Annotated in this window: 24 protein-coding genes; 14 read left to right on the top strand and 10 right to left on the bottom strand. The window is 62.7% G+C overall.

Translation table 11 applies throughout. The features are described 5' to 3' along the window. Positions 1 to 38 precede the first annotated feature (38 nt). On the bottom strand, positions 39 to 989 hold the full coding sequence (fabD, locus tag ACI3KW_RS17535; RefSeq protein WP_113123162.1) for an ACP S-malonyltransferase: 951 nt from the start codon (positions 987 to 989) through the stop codon (positions 39 to 41). A gap of 208 nt (positions 990 to 1,197) precedes the next feature. On the opposite strand from fabD, the gene ACI3KW_RS17530 reads away from it, so the two are divergent. The 4 genes from ACI3KW_RS17530 (at position 1,198) to rplI (ending at position 3,342) form a co-directional block, all read left to right on the top strand. Continuing rightward, entirely contained in the window at positions 1,198 to 1,578 is a 381-nt protein-coding gene (locus tag ACI3KW_RS17530) for a VOC family protein (protein WP_113123161.1), read from the top strand. 279 nt (positions 1,579 to 1,857) lie between these two features. Next, positions 1,858 to 2,268, top strand: a complete 411-nt coding sequence (gene rpsF / locus ACI3KW_RS17525) for a 30S ribosomal protein S6 (RefSeq protein ID WP_113123160.1) — start codon at positions 1,858 to 1,860, stop codon at positions 2,266 to 2,268. Positions 2,269 to 2,286: 18 nt separating this feature from the next. Next, complete coding sequence (rpsR, locus tag ACI3KW_RS17520) at positions 2,287 to 2,541, top strand: 30S ribosomal protein S18 (protein ID WP_035100429.1); 255 nt, start codon at positions 2,287 to 2,289, stop codon at positions 2,539 to 2,541. Between the two features lie 228 nt (positions 2,542 to 2,769). Continuing rightward, complete coding sequence (gene rplI / locus ACI3KW_RS17515; protein ID WP_113123159.1) at positions 2,770 to 3,342, top strand: 50S ribosomal protein L9; 573 nt, start codon at positions 2,770 to 2,772, stop codon at positions 3,340 to 3,342. A gap of 53 nt (positions 3,343 to 3,395) precedes the next feature. Here rplI and ACI3KW_RS17510 read toward each other — a convergent pair whose 3' ends face one another. Continuing rightward, a complete protein-coding gene (locus tag ACI3KW_RS17510) occupies positions 3,396 to 3,875 on the bottom strand; it encodes an SRPBCC family protein (protein ID WP_404849165.1) in 480 nt (159 codons plus the stop codon). Positions 3,876 to 4,006: 131 nt separating this feature from the next. Between ACI3KW_RS17510 and ACI3KW_RS17505 the strand changes: the two genes are divergently transcribed. The 7 genes from ACI3KW_RS17505 (at position 4,007) to ACI3KW_RS17475 (ending at position 12,200) form a co-directional block, all read left to right on the top strand. Continuing rightward, complete coding sequence (locus ACI3KW_RS17505; RefSeq protein WP_404849164.1) at positions 4,007 to 4,774, top strand: TetR/AcrR family transcriptional regulator; 768 nt, start codon at positions 4,007 to 4,009, stop codon at positions 4,772 to 4,774. 177 nt (positions 4,775 to 4,951) lie between these two features. Next, complete coding sequence (locus ACI3KW_RS17500) at positions 4,952 to 6,436, top strand: replicative DNA helicase (RefSeq protein ID WP_113123156.1); 1,485 nt, start codon at positions 4,952 to 4,954, stop codon at positions 6,434 to 6,436. A 2-nt stretch (positions 6,437 to 6,438) separates the two neighbouring features. After that, on the top strand, positions 6,439 to 7,569 hold the full coding sequence (alr, locus tag ACI3KW_RS17495) for an alanine racemase (protein ID WP_404849163.1): 1,131 nt from the start codon (positions 6,439 to 6,441) through the stop codon (positions 7,567 to 7,569). Between the two features lie 73 nt (positions 7,570 to 7,642). Beyond that, entirely contained in the window at positions 7,643 to 9,043 is a 1,401-nt protein-coding gene (gene radA / locus ACI3KW_RS17490; protein ID WP_113123154.1) for a DNA repair protein RadA, read from the top strand. Positions 9,044 to 9,172: 129 nt separating this feature from the next. Continuing rightward, complete coding sequence (locus tag ACI3KW_RS17485; RefSeq protein WP_404849161.1) at positions 9,173 to 9,799, top strand: CvpA family protein; 627 nt, start codon at positions 9,173 to 9,175, stop codon at positions 9,797 to 9,799. Between the two features lie 176 nt (positions 9,800 to 9,975). After that, complete coding sequence (purF, locus tag ACI3KW_RS17480) at positions 9,976 to 11,466, top strand: amidophosphoribosyltransferase (protein WP_390888791.1); 1,491 nt, start codon at positions 9,976 to 9,978, stop codon at positions 11,464 to 11,466. Further along, entirely contained in the window at positions 11,466 to 12,200 is a 735-nt protein-coding gene (locus tag ACI3KW_RS17475; RefSeq protein WP_113123151.1) for an SDR family NAD(P)-dependent oxidoreductase, read from the top strand. Before purF ends, ACI3KW_RS17475 begins: the two co-directional genes overlap by 1 nt. Before the next feature lie 117 nt (positions 12,201 to 12,317). Here ACI3KW_RS17475 and ACI3KW_RS17470 read toward each other — a convergent pair whose 3' ends face one another. The 5 genes from ACI3KW_RS17470 to guaA form a co-directional block, all read right to left on the bottom strand. Beyond that, positions 12,318 to 13,580 carry a hemolysin family protein gene (locus tag ACI3KW_RS17470; RefSeq protein ID WP_404849160.1) on the bottom strand — a complete coding sequence of 421 codons (1,263 nt, stop codon included), beginning with the start codon at positions 13,578 to 13,580 and terminating at the stop codon, positions 12,318 to 12,320. Between the two features lie 157 nt (positions 13,581 to 13,737). Continuing rightward, positions 13,738 to 15,189, bottom strand: a complete 1,452-nt coding sequence (gene der / locus ACI3KW_RS17465) for a ribosome biogenesis GTPase Der (RefSeq protein WP_113123149.1) — start codon at positions 15,187 to 15,189, stop codon at positions 13,738 to 13,740. A 37-nt stretch (positions 15,190 to 15,226) separates the two neighbouring features. Next, on the bottom strand, positions 15,227 to 16,066 hold the full coding sequence (locus tag ACI3KW_RS17460) for a tetratricopeptide repeat protein (RefSeq protein WP_404849159.1): 840 nt from the start codon (positions 16,064 to 16,066) through the stop codon (positions 15,227 to 15,229). Positions 16,067 to 16,148: 82 nt separating this feature from the next. Beyond that, positions 16,149 to 16,766 carry a 2'-5' RNA ligase family protein gene (locus tag ACI3KW_RS17455; RefSeq protein ID WP_404849158.1) on the bottom strand — a complete coding sequence of 206 codons (618 nt, stop codon included), beginning with the start codon at positions 16,764 to 16,766 and terminating at the stop codon, positions 16,149 to 16,151. A 119-nt stretch (positions 16,767 to 16,885) separates the two neighbouring features. Next, a complete protein-coding gene (gene guaA / locus ACI3KW_RS17450) occupies positions 16,886 to 18,454 on the bottom strand; it encodes a glutamine-hydrolyzing GMP synthase (protein ID WP_404849157.1) in 1,569 nt (522 codons plus the stop codon). 130 nt (positions 18,455 to 18,584) lie between these two features. On the opposite strand from guaA, the gene ACI3KW_RS17445 reads away from it, so the two are divergent. Beyond that, positions 18,585 to 19,805: an acyltransferase family protein gene (locus tag ACI3KW_RS17445; protein WP_404849156.1), complete on the top strand. Its 1,221-nt coding sequence runs from the start codon at positions 18,585 to 18,587 to the stop codon at positions 19,803 to 19,805. Positions 19,806 to 19,814: 9 nt separating this feature from the next. On the opposite strand, the gene ACI3KW_RS17440 is transcribed toward ACI3KW_RS17445, so the two are convergent. Together ACI3KW_RS17440 and ACI3KW_RS17435 are read right to left on the bottom strand one after the other, a co-directional pair. Further along, entirely contained in the window at positions 19,815 to 21,107 is a 1,293-nt protein-coding gene (locus ACI3KW_RS17440; RefSeq protein WP_404849155.1) for an RsmB/NOP family class I SAM-dependent RNA methyltransferase, read from the bottom strand. Positions 21,108 to 21,251: 144 nt separating this feature from the next. Further along, positions 21,252 to 21,689, bottom strand: a complete 438-nt coding sequence (locus tag ACI3KW_RS17435; protein WP_404849154.1) for an MAPEG family protein — start codon at positions 21,687 to 21,689, stop codon at positions 21,252 to 21,254. Between the two features lie 658 nt (positions 21,690 to 22,347). Between ACI3KW_RS17435 and ACI3KW_RS17430 the strand changes: the two genes are divergently transcribed. Continuing rightward, positions 22,348 to 22,770: a VOC family protein gene (locus ACI3KW_RS17430; protein ID WP_404849153.1), complete on the top strand. Its 423-nt coding sequence runs from the start codon at positions 22,348 to 22,350 to the stop codon at positions 22,768 to 22,770. A 39-nt stretch (positions 22,771 to 22,809) separates the two neighbouring features. Here ACI3KW_RS17430 and guaB read toward each other — a convergent pair whose 3' ends face one another. Further along, complete coding sequence (gene guaB, locus ACI3KW_RS17425; protein WP_404849152.1) at positions 22,810 to 24,312, bottom strand: IMP dehydrogenase; 1,503 nt, start codon at positions 24,310 to 24,312, stop codon at positions 22,810 to 22,812. 275 nt (positions 24,313 to 24,587) lie between these two features. On the opposite strand from guaB, the gene ACI3KW_RS17420 reads away from it, so the two are divergent. Next, positions 24,588 to 25,988 (top strand): MFS transporter, encoded by a 1,401-nt coding sequence (locus tag ACI3KW_RS17420; RefSeq protein WP_404849151.1) that lies wholly within the window; start codon positions 24,588 to 24,590, stop codon positions 25,986 to 25,988. Positions 25,989 to 26,011 lie beyond the last annotated feature (23 nt).

Genomic DNA, 26,011 nt, shown 5'->3' with positions numbered 1-26,011 from the left:
AAAGTGATTCAAGGGCTTCAAGACCTCGATCAAGTTGGTTAGGCGGTGAGTTCGGCGACGAAAGCATCGATATCGGCGGGAGTGCCGATCGCGCTGGCGACGGCCTCGGCATTGATGCGCTTGGCGAGGCCGGTCAGGACCTTGCCGGTACCCAGTTCATGCAGGTGGGTCACACCGGCTTCGGTGGTGAGCCAGGTGACGCTTTCGGACCATTTGACGTCGCCGGTGACCTGCTCAACCAGACGGCGGCGGATTTCGGCGGGATCGGAAATCGGGGCGGCCAGCACATTGGCGACCACCGGCACGACGGGCGCGCGCATTTCTACTTCCGCCAGGGCGATTTCCATGGCTTCGGCGGCCGGCTGCATCAAGGAACAATGGAAGGGCGCGCTGACGGGCAGCAGCAGAGCGCGCTTGGCGCCCTTGGCCTTGGCGATCTCCACGGCGCGTTCCACAGCGGCGATATTGCCGGAGACCACGACCTGGCCGGGGGCGTTGTCATTGGCGAGATCGCAGACTTCGCCCTGGGCGGCTTCTTCAGCGACGGCACGAGCGGTTTCGAAATCGAGGCCGAGCAATGCGGCCATGGCGCCATGACCCACCGGGACGGCTTTCTGCATGGCCTGGCCACGCGTCTTGAGCAGGCGCGCGGTATCGGACAAAGAGAATGTGCCGGCGGCGCAGAGCGCGGAATATTCGCCGAGCGAATGGCCGGCGACATAGGCTGCGTGATCGGCGAGCTTGATGCCCTTGGATTCAAGAACGCGAATAACCGCGAGGCTGACCGCCATCAAAGCCGGCTGGGCATTCTCGGTGAGGCGCAGGATATCGTCGGGACCTTCGAACATGATGGCCGACAGCCGCTGGTTGAGTGCCTCGTCGACTTCCTGAAACACGGCGCGTGCCTCGGGATAGGCCGCTGCAAGATCCTTGCCCATGCCGACAGCCTGGCTGCCCTGGCCGGGAAATGTGAATGCGCGCTTGGTCATAGTGCCCCCTGTGGCATCGCAGTTAGCCAAACCGCGAGCGGTCTGTCCAGTTGCGCGGCGTTTGCCGGGAGTGTGTGGCAGAGTCAAGGCGGCACGGTGGCAAAACCATTCGCGGAACAGCAAGTCCGTCCCGCATGATCGCGTTTACTCTCACCGGCGAGAGGCGTATTTTAGCTGCTGTGACAGGCTCTCAGAAAGGGAGGAAGTTATGCTCACAGATCATCGTGCCTACGCGACCATCCCGGCTGCAGACATGGACCGCGCAAAATCCTGGTATCGCGACAAACTTGGCCTCACTCCGGCAATGGAAGACCAGATGGGGTGCATGTACAAGGTCGGCGGGGGCACCAGCTTCCTGCTCTATCCCACGCCCAATGCCGGCAAGGCACCCAATACCCTGCTGTCCTTTACCACCGACGATGTGGAGGCAGAGGTGCAGGATATGCGGCGGCATGGCGTCAAGTTCGAGGACTATGACATGCCGGGGCTCAAGACGGTGGACGGCATAGCCACGATGGGCAAGTTCCACGCCGCCTGGTTCAAGGATTCCGAAGGCAATATCCTGGCCGTTGGCGACGAGCCGAACTGAGCTCCCGCAAGTGAACCGGGCATGCGTTCGACCTGCCCGGTTCGTGGCAATACCCGTTTCTGCTTGATCTCGGGCGGGTTTCCCCCTATTGGGACGCCAGCAATTCGTTTGGCCGGGGGCTGAACGGAGGGTTTGTCGTTTGAAAGAACGGCAAATAGGGCTCATGCCCGGCCTCCCGTGTTCCCGCTCTTTGCAAGACTGCTTTGATGCCTTTCCGGCTTCAAGGAGGCTCCGCGCCAGACATTGCATGTGTGTTAAACCACGAAGGAAGGCGCATTCATGGCCCTTTACGAGCATATCTTCCTGGCGCGCCAGGACGTATCGCAGCAGCAGGTTGAAGAACTGACCGCTGCGCTGACCGAAGTCCTCGCCTCTGGCGGCGGCAAGGTCACCAAGAACGAATATTGGGGCCTCAAGGGTCTCTCCTACCGCATCCGCAAGAACCGCAAGGCTCACTACACGCTGATGAACATCGACGCGCCGGCTCCTGCCGTTGCCGAGATGGAGCGCCAGATGCGCATCAATGAAGACATCCTGCGCTTCATGACCGTGCGTGTCGACGAGCTGGAAGAAGGCCCATCTGCCATGATGCAAAAGCGCGATCGCGACGACCGTGACGGCACCCGTCCGGATCGTGGTGGCGAACGCGGTGGCTTTGCCGGTGGCGAACGCCGCCCGCGCCGTTTCTAATATAAGGACCGAAAAGCTATGGCTATCAAAGACCTGACCACTGCCCAAGCCCGCCGTCCGTTCCAGCGCCGCCGCAAGACCTGCCCGTTCTCGGGTGAAGGCGCGCCAAAGATCGACTACAAGGACGTGCGCCTGCTGAGCCGCTATGTTTCCGAGCGCGGCAAGATCGTGCCGAGCCGCATCACCGCCGTTTCGGCGCTGAAGCAGCGTGAACTGGCACGGGCGATCAAGCGTGCCCGCTTCATCGGCATCATGCCGTATGCCGTCCAGTAAGTTCGCTGGGCTGGCGATCTAGCGGCGGTTCGCTGCGCTTCCGGTGCTCACGTACATTAGTACGTTCCGCTCCGGTTCTCGCGAACCACCACTATCTCATCCAGCCCAACGACTTTCTGTTTGGCCTCCCCTGCCCCACAGGGAATGCGGGAGGCAATCGCTGGGGTTCCGGATGGTCCGGGACTCCTAACCGTCACATCGACGGGACAGCCCAAAGGAAATACCCCAATGAAAGTCATTCTGCTCGAGCGCATTGGTCGCACCGGCTCCATCGGCGACGAAGTCAGCGTGAAGGACGGCTTTGCCCGTAACTTCCTGCTGCCGCAGGGCAAGGCGCTGCGCGCCACTGCCGCCAATCGCCAGAAGTTCGAAGCTGAGCGCGCTCACATCGAACAGCGCAATGAAGACCGCCGCAAGTCGGCTGCCGGCATTGCCGAAGGTCTGGACGGCAAGGTCGTCGTGATCATCCGCCAGGCCGGCGAAACCGGCCAGCTCTACGGTTCGGTCGCTTCGCGCGATATCGTGGAAGCCCTGGCTGCCGAAGGTTTCACCGTGCAGCGTTCGCAGATCGACCTCGCAGACCCGATCAAGTCGGTTGGCGTGCACACTGTGCCGCTGAACCTGCATTCGGAAGTTGCTGTGTCGATCTCGGTCAACGTCGCCCGCTCGGAAGACGAAGCGGCTCGCCAGAGCGCCGGTGAAGACGTGACCGTCACCCAGTATGAAGACGACGTTGAAGGCGACTTCGCTGCCGGCCAGAAGGACGCGCAGCAGGACGATCGTTTCGACGACGAAGTCTAAGATCAATCATCGATCGTTTGAAAAGGCCGGGCACTTGTTGCCCGGCCTTTTTGTTATGGGCGCTCGGCAAAATTCTTGATGCCGATCAACCAGGATTGGATGCGTTCGGCCAGTTGAGAATTGTTGAGCTGGACCGCGGCCACGATTGCTCCATCCATCGACTCCGCGGCAGAAATGCGCGTGAGTTCGGGACCAAGCACCTCGAAGGCATAGACATGCACCGCTGCGAGGCCCGGCGCCGTCGTGGTCCAGGTCAGAAGACGCTCAGGGTCTACAACGCCGAACCGCGAGGTGACCGCCACCTCCCCTGTGCGCCACGTGAAGACGCCCCCAGGAGCCGCTGCTTCGGCTCGCGACACGGTGTTGATATCGGCGCGGATCGCCGGCCAGTTGGTCACGTCACTGAGTGCAGCCCATACGCGGTCCGCAGGGGCCTCAACCACAATGCTACCCAGTGCCTGAACTGGCGCGTGGTTGTCTATCTCGCCAGCCAAGGCCAGAAGCTCGTGCGATGTCGGCTGTTGCACTTCCATCCAGAAACCCCTCAATTATACATTATACGATACACTGTATCGTTTTGGCTACTGAGGGTCAACGGAATGGCAAAATGTCTGGTCAAACGGACTTACGCTTGTATCTTGCAGCCAAGGGGTGATCTGGCGACATGACTGAACGAGGCGAAATAGCAACGGATCTGGGGCGGACGCAGGCCCTGTTGTGGAGTTCGCATAGCCGGCCGGTGGGGCGCAGCGGGAAAAGCGTTGGCGATTTCGTCGCCGCTGCCATTGCCTTGGTGCAGGAACAGGGCGCGAACGCTCTATCGATGCGCGCCGTGGCCGCCAAGCTCGGCGTCAGGACAATGGCAACTTATAGTTTTGCGCCGAGCAAGGCTGACCTGGTCGCGTTGATGGTCGATCACGCCTATCGCGACCTCTATGCTGGCGGTGCGCCCTCCACGGTGGACTGGCGCGAGGGCCTGCGCACCGTGGCGCATACCAACCGCGCCCTGCACCTGGCACATCCATGGCTGCAGGAATTGCAGGCAATTCGGTCCCCCATGGGGCCGCATGAAATGCGCAAGCACGAGCTTGAACTGGCGCCGATCGAGGGCATCGGCCTGACCGACCCCGAAATGGACCAAACCCTGCCGCAGCTCCTGGCCCAGGTCGCCCATGCCGCGCGGATGGAGAATCGCTTGCGGGCCGAACAGGGCGAAACGGGTCTGGCAGACGGCGAATGGTGGGTGCAAGCCATGCCGGTGCTGGAGCGCTTGGTCGATCCCAAGATGTTTCCGCTATCGGTTCGGGTCGGCACAGCCGCCACAGCAGCACGATCGGGCCAGTTCTGGGGCCAGGAGGCGTTCGAATTTGGGCTGGAGCGCCTGCTGGACGGCGTCGAAGTGCTCGTGCAGCGCCGTAAAGCGAGCCGCTGACCCGCGACTCATGCCATGCTGCTGCCTTGCTCACATGCAAGCAACGCTATTCACATTCCCCGTTGTCCCCAGTGTTCACAGGACCGGGTCAGGGCGTGTTAACCCCTCCTCCGGTAGGTCGAGACTCTGGCCCGCATCGCGTGGTTAAGAAAGGTTAACGTCGTTAGGGAGGCTAAGATGGCAGAGATCGCACGGCTGCATAGTGCCGAGGAAAAGTCCTTCCGCCTGGCCCCGCACAATGTGGAGGCCGAGCAGGCGCTGCTGGGCGCTATCCTGCTGAACAATGACGCGTTCTATCGGGTGTCCGACTTTCTCGAACCCGAGCATTTCTACGAGCCAATCCACCGCGACATCTATGAGCTGGTCGGCAAGATCATCCGCGCCGGCAAATCGGCTGACCCGACCACCATCAAGACCCACCTGCCCGACCAGTTGCTGCCTGAAATGACCATGGCGCAATATCTGGCGCGCATGGCGGCGGAAGCCACCACCGTTATCAACGCGGCCGATTACGGCCAGGCCATCTACGACCTGGCGATTCGCCGCAGCCTGATTCTGGTCGGCGAGGAGATGGTGTCGGAAGCCTACGAATCCGATGTCGAGATGACGCCGGTCAAGCAGATCGAAAAGGTCGAAGGCGCGCTGTTTCAGCTGGCCGAGAAGGGCCGCTATGATGGCGGCTTTCAGGCGTTCGGCACGGCGCTACAGGCCTCCATCCGCATGGCGGGCGAGGCCTATCAGCGTGACGGCGGCCTGTCGGGCATCGCGACGGCGCTGGATGATCTGGACCGGCAGATGGGCGGCTTGCAGCGCAGCGACTTGATCGTGCTGGCGGGACGCCCTGCCATGGGCAAGACCTCGCTGGTGACCAATATCGCGTTCAACGTGGCCAAGGCCTATAAGAGCGAGGTGCAGGCGGATGGGCATCTCAAGACCGTCAATGGCGGCGTGGTCGGGTTCTTCAGCCTTGAAATGAGTTCGGAACAACTGGCGACGCGTATCCTGGCCGAGCAGGCGGAGGTCTCCTCCTCCGATATCCGCCGCGGCAAAATTCACGACAGCCAATTCACCAAGCTGGTCGATGTGTCCAACATGATGAGCGTGATGCCGCTTTATATCGACGATACCGGCGGTATCTCGGTGGCGCAACTGGCGGCGCGGGCGCGGCGGCTGAAGCGGCAGAAAGGGCTCGATTGCCTGATCGTGGACTATCTGCAGCTGCTGACGGGCTCAAGCAAGGCTTCGAGCCAGAACCGCGTGCAGGAACTGACCGAAATCACCACCACGCTCAAGGCGCTGGCCAAGGAGCTGGAAGTGCCGGTGATTGCGCTGTCCCAGCTGTCGCGCCAGGTGGAGTCGCGCGATGACAAGCATCCGCAGCTAGCGGATTTGCGCGAATCGGGCTCTATCGAGCAGGACGCTGACGTGGTGTTGTTCGTGTATCGCGAAGAATACTATCTCAAGAACAAGGAACCCAAAGAGGGTACGCCCGAGCACTTGGCCTGGCAGAGCGAGATGGAAAAAGTGCACGGCAAGGCGGAAGTCATCATCGCCAAGCAACGACACGGCCCCACTGGTACTGTGCAGTTAAGTTTTGAGGCGCAATTTACCCGCTTCGGCAATCTGGCTCGGGCCGATTATCTTCCCGAGCGCATGGAATAGGCATGGCGCTGACTTCAGGCCTTGGGGGCCAATTAAGCATCGATCTGGGCGCGTTGGCCCGCAACTGGCGCGCGCTCGACCGCGTGAGCGCCGGGGCGCTGACGGCTGCCGTGGTGAAAGCCGACGCCTATGGCATGGGCATCACCATGGCGAGCAAGGCGCTGCATGCGGCGGGCGCGCGCTTCTTCTTCGTGGCGACGCCCGACGAAGGCATGGCGGTGCGCGCTGCCGTACCCGACGCTCATATCTTTGTGCTCAACGGGCTTTATCCGGGCGCGGCCAATCTTTATGTGCGGCAGAATCTGATGCCGGTGATTTCCTCGGTGGCGATGCTGGAAGAATGGCTAGCCAAATGCGTGGAACGCAACGAGGCCTACCCGTCGGCGTTCCATTTCGATACCGGCATGAACCGGCTGGGCTTCCGGCTCAATGAAGCGAGCGTCGTGCGCCAGCAGATCGAAACGCTGGGCTATGCGCCGCAAATGGTGATGAGCCATCTGGCTTGCGCCGACACGCCCAATCACGAGAAAAACCGTACGCAACTGGCGCTGTTCAGCTCGGTGCTGAACCAGTTTCCAGGGATTCCGGCCTCGCTGGCCAATTCGGCCGGGCTGATGAGCGGGCGCGACTATCACTTCCAGATGGTGCGGCCCGGCATTGCGCTTTATGGCGGCCGGGCGGTGAATGGGCGCAAGAACCCGATGGCGGCGGTGGCGACGCTGCATGTGCCGATCCTGCAGGTGGTCGAGGCCCGCACCGGCGAGACGGTAGGCTATGGGGCAACCTATTCGCTATCGCGCAACAGCCGGCTGGCGATCATCGCGCATGGCTATGCCGATGGTTTTCTGCGCTCGCTATCGGGCACGAATATGCGGCCGGGCGGCAAGGTGGTCATTCGCGGCAAGGCATGTCCCGTGATCGGGCGGATTTCGATGGATACGACCATCGTGGATATTACCGAACTTGGCTCGGACCTGCCCTCCCCTGGCGAGGGCGCCGAAGTGCTGGGCAACCTGATCGGCGCGGACGACCAGGCCGATGCAGCCGGCACGATCGGCTACGAAATCCTGACCTCGCTCAAGCAGGGCCGCTATAATCGCAGCTATGTGGGCGACGGTAATCTGCCGGAATAGTCGTTCGCTATTTGTTCTTGCGGTGACTGGCATTTGCGGCTAGCGTTGGCATAGTTGCATTCGCGAGTTTCCATTGGCCAAATCCCGATCTTCCTTTGTCTGCCAAGCCTGCGGCGCCGTCTCGACCCGCTGGCAGGGGCGCTGCGACGCCTGTGGCGACTGGAACACCATGGTCGAGGAGATGACCGATAGTGGGGTTGGCGCGGGCCCCAAATCGGCCAAGGCCAATGGCAAGCCGACCAATCTGGTGCCGCTGTCCGGTGAGACCGAGAGCGCGGCGCGGGTGGTGACGGGCATTGGCGAGTTGGACCGGGTCACTGGCGGCGGCTTTGTGATGGGTTCAGCCCTGCTGGTGGGCGGCGACCCCGGTATCGGCAAATCGACGCTATTGCTGCAATCGGCAGCGGCTTTGGCCAATCGGGGCAAGCGCGTCGTCTATGTTTCGGGCGAGGAAGCGGTGGCGCAGGTGCGGCTGCGGGCGCAGCGGCTGGGGCTGGGCGACGCCGAAGTGCTGCTGGCCGCCGAGACCAATGTCGAGATCATTCTCGCGACACTGGAAAACGGCCCTGCCCCGGACCTGGTCATTATCGATTCGATCCAGACGCTGTGGACGGATCGCGTCGATTCTGCGCCGGGCACGGTGACCCAGGTGCGCACCTCCGCGCAGGCTTTGACGCGCTTTGCCAAGAAAAGCGGGGCGGCGGTCGTGCTGGTGGGCCATGTCACCAAGGATGGACAGATCGCCGGGCCGCGCGTGGTCGAGCACATGGTCGATGCCGTGCTCTATTTCGAGGGCGACACCAGCCATACGTTCCGCATTCTGCGCGGCGTGAAGAACCGCTATGGCGCGACCGACGAGATCGGGGTGTTCGCCATGACCGAGCTTGGGCTGGAGGAAGTCTCCAATCCTTCGGCGCTGTTTCTCGACCAGCGGGATGAGGGTGCGGCAGGTTCGGCGGTGTTTGCGGGCATGGAGGGCACGCGGCCCCTGCTGATCGAAATCCAGGCGCTGGTGGCGCCCTCCCCGCTCGGCACGCCGCGCCGGGCCGTAGTGGGCTGGGATAGCTCGCGCCTTTCCATGGTGCTGGCCGTGCTCGAAACCCGCTGTGGGGTGCGGATCGGGGCCAATGATATTTATCTTAACGTGGCGGGCGGGTTGAAAATCAACGAGCCGGCGGCCGATCTGGCCGTCGCGGCGGCGCTGATTTCCTCGCTGACCGGCTCACCCCTGCCCAAGGATTCGGTCTATTTCGGCGAAATTTCGCTGGCCGGCGGCGTGCGACCGGTGGTGCATGGCTCGCTGCGGCTGCGCGAAGCGGGTAAATTGGGGTTCAAGGCGGTGTCGACCGGACGGCTGAGCAATGCGGATCGCAATAGCGGGCTCGACGTGTCCGAGTTTACCGCTTTATCGGAACTAGTGGGGCGGATTGCGGCCAATGGCAAGGCGCCGGCAAAAGAGCCAGAGCAGTGGTAGAGCCGGCACAGTTTGTCGCTTTCTGGGAAGATCGCGCATCGGAGGCGCCGTAAGCCTTGGCTTTGCAACACAAAGCGGCTAAACGAAGCCCAATAAGCCGGGGCGGCAACTGGAGCTAAGCGAAGACATATGCTGACAGCGTTCGACGTTGGTGTTGGTGTACTGGTGCTGATTTCGGCAATCCTGGCCACCGCGCGCGGGCTGACCCGCGAAGTGCTTTCGCTGGCGACATGGGCCGGCTCGGCCGCTATCGCCATCTATATGTGGCAGTACCATCCGGAAATTGCCCGGCAATATATTGCCGAGCAGATCGTGGCCGATATCGCCACCGTGGTCGTGACCTTTATTGTCGCGCTGATCGTGCTGCATCTGTTGACCATGCGCATTGCCGACTTTGTCGTCGACAGCCGCGTCGGCCCGATCGATCGTACGCTGGGTTTCGTTTTCGGTGTGTTGCGCGGCGTGCTGATCGCCATCGTGATCACGATTTTCGGCACCTGGCTCCTGCCCAACAATCTGCCGCCCTGGGCTGCGCAGTCGCAATCGCTGCCGCATCTGCAGAATATGGGCAATACGCTGATTTCCATGCTGCCAGAGGGTCTTGAGCAGCAGGTTACCGAAATCCTCAAGGGCGGCACGGGCCTGACCGAAGATCCAGAAGCGCCGCCGGCGCCCGTGGATGAAGGCACCGACGCCACCGAGGACAGCACGGTTCCGCCGGTGACACCGCCGGCTCCGATCGCGCCTGGCGCCTGAGGACGATCATTTTCTGGTGAGTGCGCTGTGCTCGCCACAACCCTGACCCTTTGTGACAACATTGGTCGGGGACACCAATTTGGGCTATTGCGTAGAGCGAAAGCGCTGCGCACGGCCTTGTCGCCATTGGCGACGGCAGTTCTGCAGTTGAGGGCAGCATTGGCATGGAGAGCCCGGTGAACCATCCGAGCGACGACTCATTCGATCTCAATGGCGACACGCTGCATGAAGAGTGCGGCGTGTTTGGCATTTTGGGGCATAACGATGCCGCCACCCTCACCGCGCTGGGGCTGCACGCTTTGCAGCATCGCGGCCAGGAGGCGGCGGGTATCGTCAGCTTCGATGGCAAGCAATTCTATACCGAAAAGCGCATGGGCCTGGTGGGCGACCATTATACGGACCCGGCTTTGTTGGCCAAGCTGCCCGGTGCCATGGCCATGGGCCATACGCGCTATTCGACCACGGGCGAGGTGGCGCTGCGCAATGTGCAGCCGCTGTTTGCCGAACTTGAGGCCGGTGGCATCGCCATTGCCCATAATGGCAATTTCACCAATGGGCTGACGTTGCGCCGGCAGATCATCGCGACGGGTGCCATCTGCCAGTCCACGTCGGACACCGAAGTGGTGCTGCATCTGGTGGCGCGGTCGCGCCATTCCTCCACCACCGACCGCTTCATCGACGCCATCCGCCAGATGGAAGGCGGCTACGCCATGCTGGCGATGACCCGCACCAAGCTGATCGCGGCGCGCGACCCGGTGGGCATAAGGCCGCTGGTGATGGGCGAGCTCGATGGCAAGCCGATCTTCTGCTCGGAGACCTGCGCGCTCGACATGATCGGCGCCAAATACATCCGCGACGTCGAGAATGGCGAAGTCATCATCTGCGAAATCCAGCCGGATGGCTCGATCAGCATCGATGAGCGCAAGCCGGCTCGCCCGGCGCCAGAGCGGCCCTGCCTGTTCGAATATGTCTATTTCGCCCGTCCCGATTCGGTGGTGGCCGGCCGCAGCGTCTATTCGGCGCGCAAAGGCATGGGCATCAATCTCGCCAAGGAAGCCCCGGTCGAGGCCGATGTGGTGGTGCCGGTGCCCGATGGCGGCACGCCGGCGGCAATCGGCTATGCGCAGCAGAGCGGCATTCCGTTCGAGCTCGGCATTATCCGCAACCATTATGTGGGCCGCACCTTTATCGAACCGACCCAGTCGATCCGCGCCTTTGGCGTCAAGCTCAAGCATTCGGCCAATCGCGCCGAGATCGCGGGCAAGCGCGTCGTGCTGGTCGACGACTCGATCGTGCGGGGCACGACCTCGCTCAAGATTGTGCAGATGATCCGCGATGCCGGGGCCACCGAAGTGCATCTGCGCGTCGCCAGCCCGATGATCTTTTTCTCGGATTATTACGGCATCGACACCCCGGACCCGGAAAAGCTATTGGCCAACCAGCATAAGGACCTGGCCTCGATGTGCCGGTTCATCGGCGCGGATTCGCTGGCGTTCCTGTCGATCGACGGGCTTTATGACGCCGTGGGTGGCGAGCCGCGCAACCCCAAGGCGCCGCAGTTTACCGACCATTATTTCACCGGCGACTATCCGACACAGTTGACCGATCTGAACGGCCGCGCCAAGAACGAGCCGAAACAAATCTCCCTGCTCAAAGAGGCCGGCTAATGGCTGTATCCAATGACCTTGCCGGCAAGGTCATCCTCGTCACCGGCGCCTCGCGCGGCATCGGTTATGCAAGCGCCATCGAGGCGGCGAAGCGCGGCGCCCATGTGGTTGCGGTCGCCCGCACCGTGGGGGGCCTCGAAGAACTGGATGACGAAATCCAGGACCTGGGCTCCTCGACCACGCTGGTACCGCTCGACCTGCGCGATGGCGATGCCATCGACCGGCTCGGCGCGGCCATTTTCGAGCGCTGGGGCGCGTTGGATGGCCTGGTAGCCAATGCCGGACAATTGGGCGTGCTCAGCCCCCTGCCCCATGTTTCGCCGGAAGATTTCGACAAGGTCATTGCCGTCAATGTGACGGCCAATTACCGGCTGCTGCGCTCGTGCGACCTGCTGCTGCGGCAGGCCGATGCCGGGCGGGCGGTGTTCGTCTCGTCCTCGTCAGCGCGGTCCGCACGGCCGTATTGGGGGCTCTATGCCGCCAGCAAGGCGGCCGTGGACGCCATGGTTAAATCCTATGCCGGCGAGGTCGAGCAGACCAAGGTACGCGTCAATGTGTTCTATCCCGGCGCGGTACGCACCGCGATGCGGGCCAAGGCCATGCCCGGGGAAGATCCGGCGACGCTGCCGACGCCTGCAGATATCGCGCCCAAGCTGATCGACCTGTTGAGCCCTGCGCTCAAGGAGAATGGTCAGCTGTTCGATATGCGGACCGGGGCCTTCGAAGAGATTTAGGAGCGGTGCCACGACCTCGTCCTTCGACAAGCTCAGGATGAGGTCCACTGGTAGCTGGTGCAGACCCGATAATCGCAAAGGGCGCCTCACGGCGCCCTTTTTGTTTCGACCGGAAGCCTAGTTCAGCTTGGTCATCATGATCTTGTCGATGCGGCGGCCATCGAGATCGAGCACCTCGAATTTCCAGCCATTGTGCTCAAACGTCTCGCCCACCGCCGGCAGGCGGTTGATGATGGACAGCACGTAACCCGCGACCGTTTCGAACTTGGCGTCCTTGGGGATCGCCACTTTGAGCTTTTCGCTGAACTCGTCGACTGGCATCCAGCCGGCCACGAGCCAGGAGCCGTCCTCGCGTTTCACCAGCGCCGGATCGTCGCCGGTTTCTTCCTGGAAGACGCCGGTGATGACCTCGAGAATATCGGCCGAGGTCACGATGCCCTCGAAGTGCCCATATTCGTCCACCACGAGGGCCATGTGCACCGTGGCGTTGCGGATGGCGCGCACCACGTCGAGCGCGTCGGCATGGTCCATCACCACCGGCACCGGCTGCACGAATTTGCGCACCTCCAGTGGCTGGCCATTGGCAAAGACGCTGATGATGTCCTTGATGGCCACGACGCCAATGATCGAATCGGCGTCACCATCCTGCACCAGCAGGCGCGAACGGTGCGTGCCCAGGATCGCCTTGCGGATTTCGTCGCTGTCATCGGACAGGTCGATCACATCGACCTCGAGGCGAGGGGTCATCAGGCCGCGGGCCGAACGGTCGGCCAGACGCATGACGCCCGAAATCATCGAATGCTCGTCGCTTTCGATAATGCCGGTTGTTGCCGCCTCGGCGATGAGGGTCTTGACCTCTTCCTCGGTGACCTTTTCCTCGGATTCCTCACCCTGCCCCAGCAAGGACAAAACCGTGCGGCCGGAAATATCGAGAATGAAGACGATCGGCGAGCCGATGGCGGCGAGCAGCTTCATGCCCGGCGCCACACGCGAAGCCACGCCTTCGGGATCGCGCAGGGCGATCTGCTTGGGCACCAATTCGCCCAGGATCAACGAAATATAGGTGATGGCGACCACGACGACGCCGACGCCCAGCACGTCGGCAACGCTAGCGGCGACGCCGATATCCTTGAGCCAATCGGTGAGGCGCAGGCCCAGCGTGGCGCCGGAGAAGGCGCCGGACAGGATACCCACCAGGGTAATGCCGATCTGCACGGAAGAGAGGAATTTGCCGGGGTCTTCGGCCAGGCGGATGGCCGTGGCAGCCCCCTTGTTACCCTGATCGGCCATGGCGCGCAGGCGCGCGGGCCGGGACGAAACGACTGCCAGTTCGGACATCGCCAACACGCCGTTGACGATAGTGAGAACGACGACGATCAATATTTCTGCGAACAAGATCTCAACAATGGATGCGGCCCCGCACTCAGCATCGGGTCGCTTAAGGTTGCGCAATATAGCGGCTATCGCGGCGAATGCACCATGGCTGTGGACAAAAACAATGAAGGGCGGCCGGGGCCACCCTTCACCTCGATCGAACCTAGCCGATCTTGCGCTTGCGCTTGTCGTTATAGGGATTGTCGCTGCCGGCGCGCACCCAGAGGCGGATCGGCGTGCCCTGGATGTCGAAGGCCTCGCGCAGGCCATTCACCAGATAGCGCTGATAGGCCATGGGCAGGGCCTCGGGGCGCGAGGCGAAGAGGATGAAGCTTGGCGGCCTGGTCTTGGCCTGCGTCATGTAGCGCAGCTTGAGACGGCGGCCGGAGACGGCCGGCGGCGGATGGCTCTCGGTCATGCCGGTCAGCCAGCGATTGAGGCGGGCTGTGGAGACATGCGAGTTCCAGCTGCGTTCGATCTTGAAGATCGCGTCCATCAGCTTGTCGATATTCTTGCCGGTGAGGCCGGACAGGGTGACCAGCGGCACGCCGCGCAGCTGCGGCAGCAGGCGTGTGCAGGCTTCTTTGAGGGCCGCGAGAGCCGCGTTCTTGTCCTCGATCAGGTCCCATTTGTTGACGGCGATAACCAGCGCACGGCCTTCGCGTTCGACCAGATCGGCCAGCGCCAGATCCTGCTTTTCGAAGGGGATGGTGGCATCGAGCATCAGCACGACGACTTCGGCATATTGGATCGAGCGCAGGCTATCGCCGACGGCGAGCTTTTCGAGCTTTTCCTGGACGCGCGCACGGCGGCGAATGCCGGCGGTATCGACCAGATTGATCACGCGGCCTTCCCATTCCCACGGCACGAGAATGCTGTCGCGGGTAATGCCGGCTTCGGGGCCGACCAGCACGCGGTCTTCGCCGACCATGCGATTGATCAGCGTGGACTTGCCGGCATTGGGGCGGCCAACGATGGCAACGTTGAGGTAGCGCTTGGGATTCCAGCGCAGGGTGGCTTCTTCGCCCTCCCCTTCGAGCATGTCCTCGGTGATGTCGACATCGACCTCAGGCATCTCGTCGAGATCGGCGATGGTCTCGGCTTCCTTATTGGCCTCGGCCTCGTCGATCGCCTTGGAGACGATGGAATAGAGCTCGGAGAGGCCCAGGCCGTGTTCGGCCGACAGCGCGATCGGTTCGCCAAAGCCGAGCTTGAAGGCTTCGACCAGCCCCGCCTCGGCAGCGCTGCTTTCGGCCTTGTTGCCGACCAGATGCACATCCTTGCCGGCCTTGCGCAGCACCTGGGCGAAGCGCTGGTCGAGCGGGACCACGCCAGCACGGGCGTCGATCATGAACAGGATGACGTCGGCTTCCTTGATGGCCATTTCGGTCTGCTGGCGCATGCGGTCTTCAAGGCTGCCATCGGTGACGTCTTCGTAGCCGGCAGTGTCGAGAATGCGGAACGTCAGGTCGGCAATGTGGCCCTCGGCCTCGCGTCGGTCACGGGTGACGCCCGGCGTGTCGTCGACCAGCGCAATCTTGCGCCCGACAAGGCGGTTAAACAGGGTCGATTTGCCGACATTGGGGCGACCGACGATGGCAACGGTGACGGTCATATAAGCTGTGTTCCGATCGGGCAGAATCCGGCCGGCCCTATTGCAGGGCCGGTGCGGTCTCGGTGGTGGCGGCGGGAGCCGCAGGAGCCGCGGGGGCGGCAGATTCGGTCGTGGCCGGGGCAGCGGGTGCTGCACTCTCGGCTGCCGGAGCGTCGTCGCTGACGATCTGGTCGATGGCATTGGCGGCGTCATCGGCTGTCGCGGCAGGAGCCGGCGCGGTGACGACGCCTTCCGACAGCAGCTGGGCGAGATAATAGCCCATGCGGTTGCGGGCGCTGCTCTGGGACATCGGATCGTTGATAACAGCTTCAAAGCTGGTCTGCGCGGCGGCGAAATCGCCGGCCTTATACTGGGCCAGGCCAAGGATTTCGCGGGCGGCATTGCGCAGCGGATTGCCCTCGGTGGCGATGGTTTCGATGCGCGACTGCACATCGGCCAGCGTGCCATTATCGATCAGCAGATTGCCCGCCAGAACCAGAGCCAGTTCGCGCAGGCGGATATTGTCCAGCGAATTTGCCAGCGCGTCATAGGCGGCGACGGCCTCGGCGGTGTTGCCTGCCTTGGCGAGCACACCGGCCTTGCGGAACTCGGCCAGGGTCGGGTAGCGGCCCGAGCCATCGGCGATGACCTTGTCGAGCGCAGTCTGGGCGGCCGGCAGGTCGTTGCCGTCGATCAGGTCGAACGCCGCATAGAGCTCGTCGGAGGACTGGGCGGCATTGTTGGCGTGATACCAGGACCAGCCTTCATTGACGGCAACCAAGGCAACCACGGCAATCGCAGCACCGATGACATAGGGTGCGAAGCGGCGCCAAAAGGCGCGCATACGGTCGGAGCGGAGCTCCTCGTCGACTTCGCGGAAAATATTGTCCTGGGACATGGATGGCCTAGCGTCACGAATGAATTGGGGCGCACGTTTAGCACGGTGCCGGGGGAATGCAAATGCGCGCTTGGCTTGGGCGTCAGCGGCCCAGCCGCCATTCCCCAAGGCATTCGGGCCTGGCCTCGCCGAGTGTGGTGCGAACGAGAAAGAACTGCCGGACGCGCCAGCGGAATGGGCGAGACAAAGGCTGCTCGGGAACCGAGCCGGTATCGTACCACAAAGTCACATGCGGCAGGATGTTTGAGGGACCGCCTTCGAGGCCACGCCGAAGCATCTCACGCCGCAAATCGGCATGAAGCGCCTGGATTTCGCGCTGCCCCGTCGAGCAGCTGAGTACGGTCGGAAATTGCCGCCCGCTGCGGCCCTTGCCTCCCCCATCCAGGGTCATGAGCCGATCGAATGTGACGTCAAATGCCGGCCGTCGGATGGCTTCGCCAACTTCAAGAGCTGCATCGAGGTCGTCCGCTGGAATCTCGTCACCCTCGCCTATACCATGAAGCGACGCGTGGATCCGCGCCGCCCGAACGGGGCGCCGGACGCCGTAGCGGCGCGACATGCGCAAGGCGAAGTATTCCATATCCTGGGCAATCACTGGTGGCGGCAGAAGAGTGAAATACCAGCGATGCGTTGGGAACGACCGCCCTGTCCCCACCAGTTTCGGCGCGCCACCGCCAAACAGATCAAGCTGCATATCCATTTTGACCGGCCATCTTGTTCTCTATTTGTTCTTTCATAGGACAGCAGAGAACGAGGGTCAACGGTGTGGTCCATCACAAATATGGAGTGTTGGGGATAGGCGGCTAGCCGCCTATCGGATCATTCCCACTCGATCGTGCCCGGCGGCTTGCTGGTGACGTCGTAGACGACACGGTTGATGCCGCGGACTTCGTTGATGATGCGAGTGGCAGTTTTGCCGAGGAAGTTCATGTCGAACTGGTAGAAATCGGCGGTCATGCCATCGACCGAGGTCACGGCGCGCAGGGCGCAGACGAATTCGTAGGTGCGGCCATCGCCCATGACGCCGACGGTCTGGACCGGGAGCAGCACGGCGAAGGCCTGCCAAATCTTGTCGTATTGGCCGGACTTGCGGATTTCATCGAGATAGATGGCGTCGGCCTGGCGCAGGATATCGAGCTTTTCGGGCGTGATACCGCCGGGGCAACGGATGGCGAGGCCCGGGCCGGGGAACGGGTGGCGACCGATAAAGCTTTCGGGCAGGCCCAGTTCGCGGCCGAGGACGCGCACTTCGTCCTTGAACAATTCGCGTAGCGGCTCGACCAGCTGCATGTTCATGCGCTCGGGCAGGCCACCGACATTGTGGTGGCTCTTGATGGTGACCGAGGGGCCGCCGGTGAAGGAGACGGATTCGATAACGTCGGGATAGAGCGTGCCCTGGGCGAGGAAATTGGCGCCGCCGAGCTTTTTGGCTTCGGCTTCGAAGGTTTCGATGAACAGACGCCCGATGATCTTGCGTTTGGTTTCGGGATCGGATTGGCCGTCCAGTTCGCGCAGGAACACTTCGGAGGCATCCACGTGGACCAGCGGGATATTGTACTGGTCGCGGAACATGGTGACGACCTGTTCGCTCTCGTTCAGGCGCATCAGGCCGTGGTCGACATAGATACAGGTGAGCTGGTCGCCAATGGCTTCGTGGATCAGCACGGCAGCCACGGAAGAATCGACGCCACCGGAGAGGCCGCAGATGACGCGGCCGGTGCCGACCTGGTCGCGGATCTTTTCGATCATCTTGTGGCGGTAGGCCGACATGGTCCAGTTGGACTCGATGCCGCAGATATTGTGGACGAAATTGGCGTAGAGCTTGGCGCCATCGGGGGTGTGCACCACTTCGGGGTGGAATTGCACGGCCCAGATGCGGCGGGCCTCATTGGCGATCATGGCGAAGGGCGCGTTGGCCGAGGTGCCGACGACTTCAAAACCTTCGGGGAGCGCAACGACGCGGTCGCCGTGGCTCATCCAGACCTGGTGTTCACTGCCCAGGTCCCAGACGCCGTCATAAAGCGCGGAGGGCTTTTGCACCTTGACCTCGGCGCGGCCGAATTCGCGGTGATGGCCGGCTTCGACCTTGCCGCCCAGGGCCATGCACAATGCCTGCTGGCCGTAGCAGATGCCCAGGATCGGCACGCCGGCATCGAGGATCGACTGATCGATGGTGGGGGCGTTTTCATCCAGCGTAGAGGCCGGGCCACCCGATAGTACAACACCCTTGGGCTTGAGCGCGGCCATTGCGGCGCTGGCGCTCTGAAACGGGTGGATTTCGCAATAAACCCCTGTCTCGCGAACGCGGCGCGCGATCAGCTGAGTGACCTGCGAACCGAAGTCCACGATAAGGATTGCGTCGGGGGCGGCAGTGTCTGGGGTTTTCATGGCGAGGCCATATCGCCACGCCAGAGATTCCGCAAGGGTGCAAGTTTGCAGGACTGGTTTGCGGGCATAGTCATAATCGCAACGAATTGATCGGGCAGGCGTTGGGCAGGACCCACGGAGGACGAGTCTTTTGACGCAACAGCGATTGCTTGGCGCCGATTTTCTGCGCGCCGCCGCGTGCCTGATGGTGCTGTTGCATCACCTGGCGTTCCGCATGGATGGCAATAATGTGCCGGGGCCCCTCCAGGGCGTGGTGGATTTTGCCGTGATGGGCAGCTTCGGCGTGGCGGTGTTTTTCGTGCTGAGCGGGTTCCTCCTGGCGCGGCCATTCTGGCAGGCGCTGGACGCGGGGGAGCCGATGCCCTCGCTGGGGATTTATGCGCTGCGGCGGGCGGCGCGCATTTTGCCGGGGTTCTGGCTGGCGCTGATTGTCAGCTTCGTGCTGGGCCTGACGATCTATGGCTATGATCTGGGGCGCGAGGAGATCGTGCGATTTGTCGCGGGGTTCTTCCTTGTCAGCGACTGGCATTGGGTGACGCTGTTTCCGGTCAACAATAACGGGCCGCTGTGGTCGATCGGGTTTGAGGTGACTTCGTATCTGCTGCTGCCGTTTTTCCTGGCTGTGCTGTTTGCCGCGGGGCTGAAGGGCTGGCCGGCGCGGTTTGCCTGGGTCGGGGTCATCGGCGTGGTGCTGGCGCTGCACTGGATGGTGGTGCAATGGGCGCCGATCGACGAGGTGGAGCGCGGCTGGAGATATGGGCTGGTTGGTGGGGCCAAGGCGTGGATGCCGCGGTTCAATCCTATCGGGTTCTTCGCCATTTTTGCGCTGGGAGCGCTGGCGGCCGGGGTGCAGGTGAAGCTGGCCGGGATGCGTTCGTATCTGTTCGATCTGGTCGGGTTGGCCAGCGTGGTGGCGGCGGGCTGGGTGATGGTGGCCCACATTGGCGGGCTCAATGAGGGCTTTGGCTGGCTGGACGTGCCCTATGGGTTCCCCTTTATGCCGCTGGCGATTGCCGTGGGGCTGGTGGCCCTGCCCTCATCCGCTTTGGCGGGGCGGGTGCTGGATAATCCAGTGGCGCGCTATATCGCCGAAGTGTCGTTCGGCGTTTATATCTGGCATTTCCTGGTGATCGGGCTGCTGGAGCGGCTGGTGCCGCCGGCTTTCGAGACCAGTGGCGAGAATGGCTGGACGATCTGGCTGGCATCTAGCGGCGCCGCAATCGTCATCAGCTTTTTGGTGGCGACGGTCAGTTTCCGGTTGCTGGAGCAACCTGTGGTGCGCTGGGCGCGGGGGCTGGAGCGCCGACCCGTGCCGATCCAGAAACGCGAATTGGCCGAGACGCCGTCCTGATGTTTTGAATCAAGCCCCGCGGCGCAAGGCGTTGAAATAGAATCCATCTGTGCCGGTGAGGCGCGGGGTGAGTGCGATGCCGGACTGGGCGGTTTCGACATCCGGATGGATTGCGGCGCCGAAGGCGGCTTGCCACAGCTCGGATGGCGGCAGCGAGGCGAAGTCCGGATGGGCATTGAGGAAGGCGACGATCTGGTCGTCATTTTCTTCGGGCAGGATGGAGCAGGTAATATAGACCAGCGTGCCGCCGGGCTTGAGGTAGCGGGCGCCTTCGATCAGGATTGCGGCCTGTTCGGCAGTGCGTTGCGCCAGCAGTTCGGGGGTCAGCTTCCACTTGGTATCGGGGCGGCGGCGCCAGGTGCCTGTGCCGGTGCAGGGGGCGTCGATGACGACGCGATCCATTTTGCCGGCGAGATCGTCGAGCGCACCGGGATGAGGGGCGCGGACCTGCACATTGCGGGCGCCATTGCGCTTGAGGCGATCATAGATCGGCGCGAGGCGGTTGCGGTCGCTATCATAGGCGAAGATCTGGCCCTTATTGCCCATGGCGGCAGCCAGAGCCAGGGTCTTGCCCCCTGCCCCGGCGCACAGATCAAGCACCTGTTCGCCGGGCTGGGCATTGGCGAGGGCCGCCACGATCTGGCTGCCCTGGTCCTGCACTTCGAACCAGCCTTTGAGATAGCCTTCGTCGGTGGTGACATTGGGCGTGCGCGCATCGCCGGCTCCGGCCGGCATGGTGACGCCGACAGGCGAAATGGCGGTTAGACGCGGATGGAAGCGGTCGAGAGATTTTACGACGCGGTCGCGGCTGGCCTTGAGCGTATTGGTGCGCAGGTCAAGCGAGGGGCGGCCGGCCATGTCCTGCCCTTCGGCGATCCAATTGTCGCCAAAGGCGCGCTCGATGGAGGGCGCGAGCCATTCGGGGACGTCGGCCAGGATATGGGGGGCGGTATCGTCAGGGAGTTGGCCAACGGCGCGGGCCAGCTCGTCCGCGGTGAGCGGCTCAGGCGCGTGGCTATCGGCGGCAAAGCTGTCGCTGAGGGCGGCCGGGTCTTCGTTCCAGTCGCGGATGGCGACGGCGAGGACCAAAGCGCGCGGGCTATCGCTGCCCATCAACGCGGTATGCGAGGCGCGGCGGCGCAAGGCGTCATAGACGAGATTGCCGATGGCGGCGCGGTCGCCGGCCCCGGCAAAGCGGTTGTTGAGACCCCAGGCCTTGAGCGCCTCGGAGACGGGCCGCTTGCGCGTCTCCACATCCGTTAGAACATCAATCGCAGCGGAAAGGCGGCCTGGCAGGCGCATGAAGAGACCTCTGAGAATTCTACTCTGGTGGGCATCTGGAGCGCATTTCCTGCGCTTCCGGTGCTCACGTACTTTAGTACGTTCCGCTCCGGTTCTCGAAAACCCACTCCATCTATCCCACCAGAGCGAATTCTCAAGCGGTCTCTAGATACCTGGGCTTAGGACAACTAGGCGAAGGACCAGCCATAGCCACAGCGCGCATAGAACTGCAAGGCCGGCGGTATAGGTGGCGAAGCGGTGTTCGACGCGATTGGTGGTGACGTGGATGGCGGCGTGGGCGTAGCGCAGTACGACGAAGGCCCAGGCCAGCGCCAGTTCGAGCCAACTCACTGTACCGACCCAGAGCGTGAGCAGTGCGGCGACATAGAACAGGACCGGGAGCTGGAACTGATTGTCGAAACAGTTCGACAGCAGGCGCGCCTTGAGCGGATAGGCCGTGCGCTCGACAGCGATGTCCTCGATGGCGATCTCGCCCGACATGACGCGGGGCACGCGTTCGCGGCCCATGAGGATGAGCAGGATGATGGTGAGCAGGACCTGCGCGGCCATTGCGAGGATCAGGAGCTTGGTGGTGAGGGGCATGTTGAAGTTCCGATTCAGAGTCCGCGTCCTGCAGTAACGACTTGTAGCGGAGTAAGTTTTCGGCGGCATGCAAAAGCGCCGCCCGGCCTGGTGTGGCGTCGCGGTTATACGGTAACGGGCGGCCATTGGACCTTCCGAAACAGATAGAGTGGGCCAATGGCCGCCCGTCACGATCCGCTTTTTCTGCAGGGTCCGGTTCAGGCGGTACCATTCTTGCAGGTCCGGCTGCCGAGTTTCCAACCCCACTGGACAGGCGCCCCCATCCCACGGTCTCCCCACCCGGCCCTGCGTCGGGGCCGCGTAACTGGCGGGGATGGACGGAGTATGCAGGAGGGAATTGGGGGCGGGGATAAGATGGATAGATCGGGGTCAGTCCGAGAACTCTCAGTCGTCTCCCTCCCCCTTGTGGGGAGGGATCAAGGGTGGGGGTGGCCACACACATTGGACTCGCGGAGAGATACCCCCACCCTGCTCGATTCAACGGACTTAGCTCACGCTAAGTCCTATCTCGCTTCCCTCCCCACAAGGGGGAGGGTGACGACTGAGGGTCCGGATCAGGCCCGGCAGGGAGGCCGGCCCTATCGCCCGCTGCGGTTCCGATGATCCGCGAACTCTCCGGCTGTTGCTGCGTTGATCGTGACACCCATGGAGCGGATCAATGCAGCAACAAATCGCTATCATCACGCTCGGCATTGCCGATCTTGCGCGTTCCCGGCGCTTTTATGTGGACGGCTTCGGCTGGAAGCCGGCCTTCGAGAATGACGAGATCATCTTCTACCAGATGAACGGGTTCGTGCTCGGCACGTTCAGCAAGGCGGCGCTGGAAAAGGATATGAACCGTACTGGTCTGCGTTCCCCCGGCGCTTTTTCTCTGGCGCATAATGTGCGGAGCCAAGAAGAAGTCGACGACGTCATGCAAAGCCTGCTCGCGGCGGGCGGAACCTTGCTTAGGGCTGCTGACGCGCCGCCACATGGCGGATTTCGCGGCTATGTGGCCGATCCGGACGATCATGCCTGGGAAGTGGCGTGGAACCCGGACTGGACCATTGACGAGCAGGGCATGGTGACAATCGGCGCTTAGCGGCTACCTTCCAATGCGGGGAGGTAGCCGAAGGCCATGTTACCGGCCGCTGCGGTAGTTCGGGGCTTCGCGGGTGATGGTCACGTCGTGGACGTGGCTTTCGCTGAGGGCGGCGCCGGAGATTTTTACGAAGACGGAGTTGTCGCGGAACTCCTGCAGATTGTGGGCGCCGGTATAACCCATGGAGGCGCGGAGGCCGCCGGCGAGCTGATGCAGCACGGCGCCGGCAGCGCCCTTATAGGGCACCTGGCCTTCAATGCCTTCCGGTACCAGTTTCATCTGGTCGCGCACGTCTTGCTGGAAGTAGCGGTCGGCCGAGCCGGAGCCCATGGCGCCGACAGAGCCCATGCCGCGATAGGATTTGTAGGAGCGGCCCTGGTAGAGATAGACCTCACCGGGGCTCTCATCGGTGCCGGCCAGGAGCGAGCCGATCATGACGCAAGAAGCGCCGCCGGCCAAGGCCTTAGCCATGTCACCGGAGAATTTGATTCCGCCATCGGCGATGACCGGAATGCCCTGCTTGGCGCCTTCTTCGGCGCAGGCCATGACGGCGGCCAGCTGGGGCACACCGACGCCCGCGACGATGCGGGTGGTGCAGATCGAGCCGGGGCCGATGCCGACCTTGACCGAGTCGGCGCCAGCATCGATCAGCGCCTTGACGGCTTCGGCAGTGGCGACATTGCCGGCGACGATGCGGGTGGAATTACTCTCGCGCTTGACGCGCTCGACGGCCTCGGCGACGCGGACGGAATGGCCATGGGCGGTGTCGATGACGAGCAGGTCGACGCCCGCATCGATCAGCTGGAGCGAGCGCTCAAAGCCCTGATCGCCCACGGTGGAGGCGGCGGCGACCCGGAGGCGGCCTTGGGCATCCTTGACGGCGTTGGGATTGAGCTGGGCCTTTTCGATGTCCTTGACGGTGATCAGGCCCGTGCAGCGGCCATCGGCATCGATCACCAGCAGCTTTTCGATACGGTGCTTGTGCAGCAGCACCTTGGCCTCGTCCTTGGAGACGCCATCGCGGACGGTGACGAGGTTTTCATGCGTCATCAGCTCGGCAATGCGCTGGGCCGGATTGGAGGCAAAGCGCACGTCGCGATTGGTGAGAATGCCCACCAGCTTGCCAATGGCGCGACCGCCCTTGCCGCCGTTTTCGACGACTGGAATGCCCGAAATGCGGTTGGACTGCATCAGCGAGAGGGCATCGGCGAGGGTGGCATCGGGGCCAATGGTGATGGGATTGACCACCATGCCGGATTCGAAGCTCTTGACCTGGCGGACCTGCTCGGCCTGCTGCTCGGCAGTGAGGTTCTTGTGAATGACCCCGAGGCCACCGGCCTGGGCCATGGCGATGGCCATGGCGCTTTCGGTGACCGTATCCATGGCCGAGGAAATGATCGGCAGATTGAGCGCTATGTCCTTGGTGACATAGGTCGAAATGTCGGTTTCGGTGGGCAGAACATCCGAGCGGGCGGGCTGGAGCAGCACGTCGTCAAAGGTCAGCGCAGCATCGCCGGTGATGGTGGTAATAATCTTCGCCAAGGCCAGACCTTTCCGGACTTCTGTGGAGCACAGAGATGAAGGAGTGTGAACCGGGCGAGAGACAGGCGCCGGGTTCAGGTTGGCGAGGGTCAATAGCACCGGGCGCCGGACTTGCATAGGGGGTGCGACCGCCAGCGTGCGCATGGCTCGAATGCCATTGGCGGGCCAATCCCCTCTCAGTGCGACAAAAATGCGCGGCTGGGCTTTGCAGGGGGCGCCGAGGCGTTCATAGTCGGGGCGGCTGGTTCACAGCCATACAAGATTCCCCCGGTGCAATGTCTCCGATCCGCGTTACCCCGCTCATTCTGGCGGTCGCCCTGTTCATGGAACAGATGGACTCGACCGTCATCGCCACATCGCTGCCCGCGATTGCCGCCGATATCGGTACCGAACCGATTTCGCTGAAGCTGGCGCTGACCTCCTATTTCGTGGCGCTCGCCATCTTCATTCCGATCAGCGGGTGGATGGCCGACCGATTCGGCGCCAAGAATATCTTCCGGCTTGCGATCTTCGTGTTCATGCTGGGGTCGCTCGCCTGCTCGTTTTCCTATTCGCTTGAGACCTTCGTGATCTCGCGGTTCTTCCAGGGCATTGGCTCATCGATGATGACGCCGGTGGGGCGGCTGTTGCTGGTGCGCTCGACGCCGCGCAATGAGCTGGTCAATGCCATGGCCTGGCTCACCGTGCCGGCGCTGCTGGGGCCGGTGACCGGGCCGCTGATCGGGGGATTTTTGACCACCTATCTCAGCTGGCACTGGATTTTCTGGGTCAATATCCCGATCGGCATTGCCGGCATCATCCTGGCGGGGATTTTCCTCAAAGTGCCTGATGGGCGCATTCCGCGGCCGATCGATTTCGTGGGCTTTGTTCTCGCCAGCATTGCCTTTGCTGGGACGGTATTTGGCCTGTCGGTGGTCAGCCTGCCGGCGCTGCCGTTGATCTACGGCTATCTGACACTGGCCGTCGGCGTGACCTCGGGCATTCTCTATCTGCTGCATGCCAGGCGCACCGAGTTTCCGCTGCTCGATCCGGCTTTGCTGCGGCACAAGCTGTTCCGCAGTTCGATCACTGCCGGGTCGATGTTCCGCATCGGGGTGGGCGCCGTGCCGTTCCTGCTGCCGCTGATGTTGCAGCTGGGCTTTGGGCTCAATCCGTTCCAATCGGGCGCTATCACCTTCGTTTCGGCCATCGGGGCCATTGCCAGCAAGTTCATTGCCGAGCGGGTTTATCGACGGTTCGGCTTTCCCCGCGCCTTGGGCTGGGCGTCGTTGCTGGGCGGCCTGCTGATTGCGGCGCAGGGGCTGTTCACGCCCGATACCTGGGTGCCGGTGATGATGGGCGTATTGCTGCTGGGCGGCGTGTTGCGGTCGGTGTTTTTCACCGGCAGCAACGCCCTGGGTTATGCCGATGTCAGCGATGACGAAGCCAGCCAGGCCACGGCCATCGTGGCGGTGGCCCAGCAACTCAGCGTTGCCTTTGGCGTGGCGGTGGCGGGCGGGCTGCTGGAACTGAGCACACGGCTGCATGGCAATACGCTGTCCCTGGTGGACTTTCAGCTCGCTTTTGTCGTGGTGGGCGTGCTCAGCGCGCTTGCCAGCATTGTTTATTTCAGGCTGCCGGCCGATGCGGGCAGCAATGTTTCAGGCCATGGGGCTATTGCCGCCAGCAAGGAGTAGCCGGGCTTTTCGTCCGGTGTTCA

This window comes from Devosia sp. ZW T5_3 (genome assembly GCF_044987315.1).
Classification (GTDB): domain Bacteria; phylum Pseudomonadota; class Alphaproteobacteria; order Rhizobiales; family Devosiaceae; genus Devosia.
This window is presented reverse-complemented; position numbering and strand designations above follow the sequence as displayed.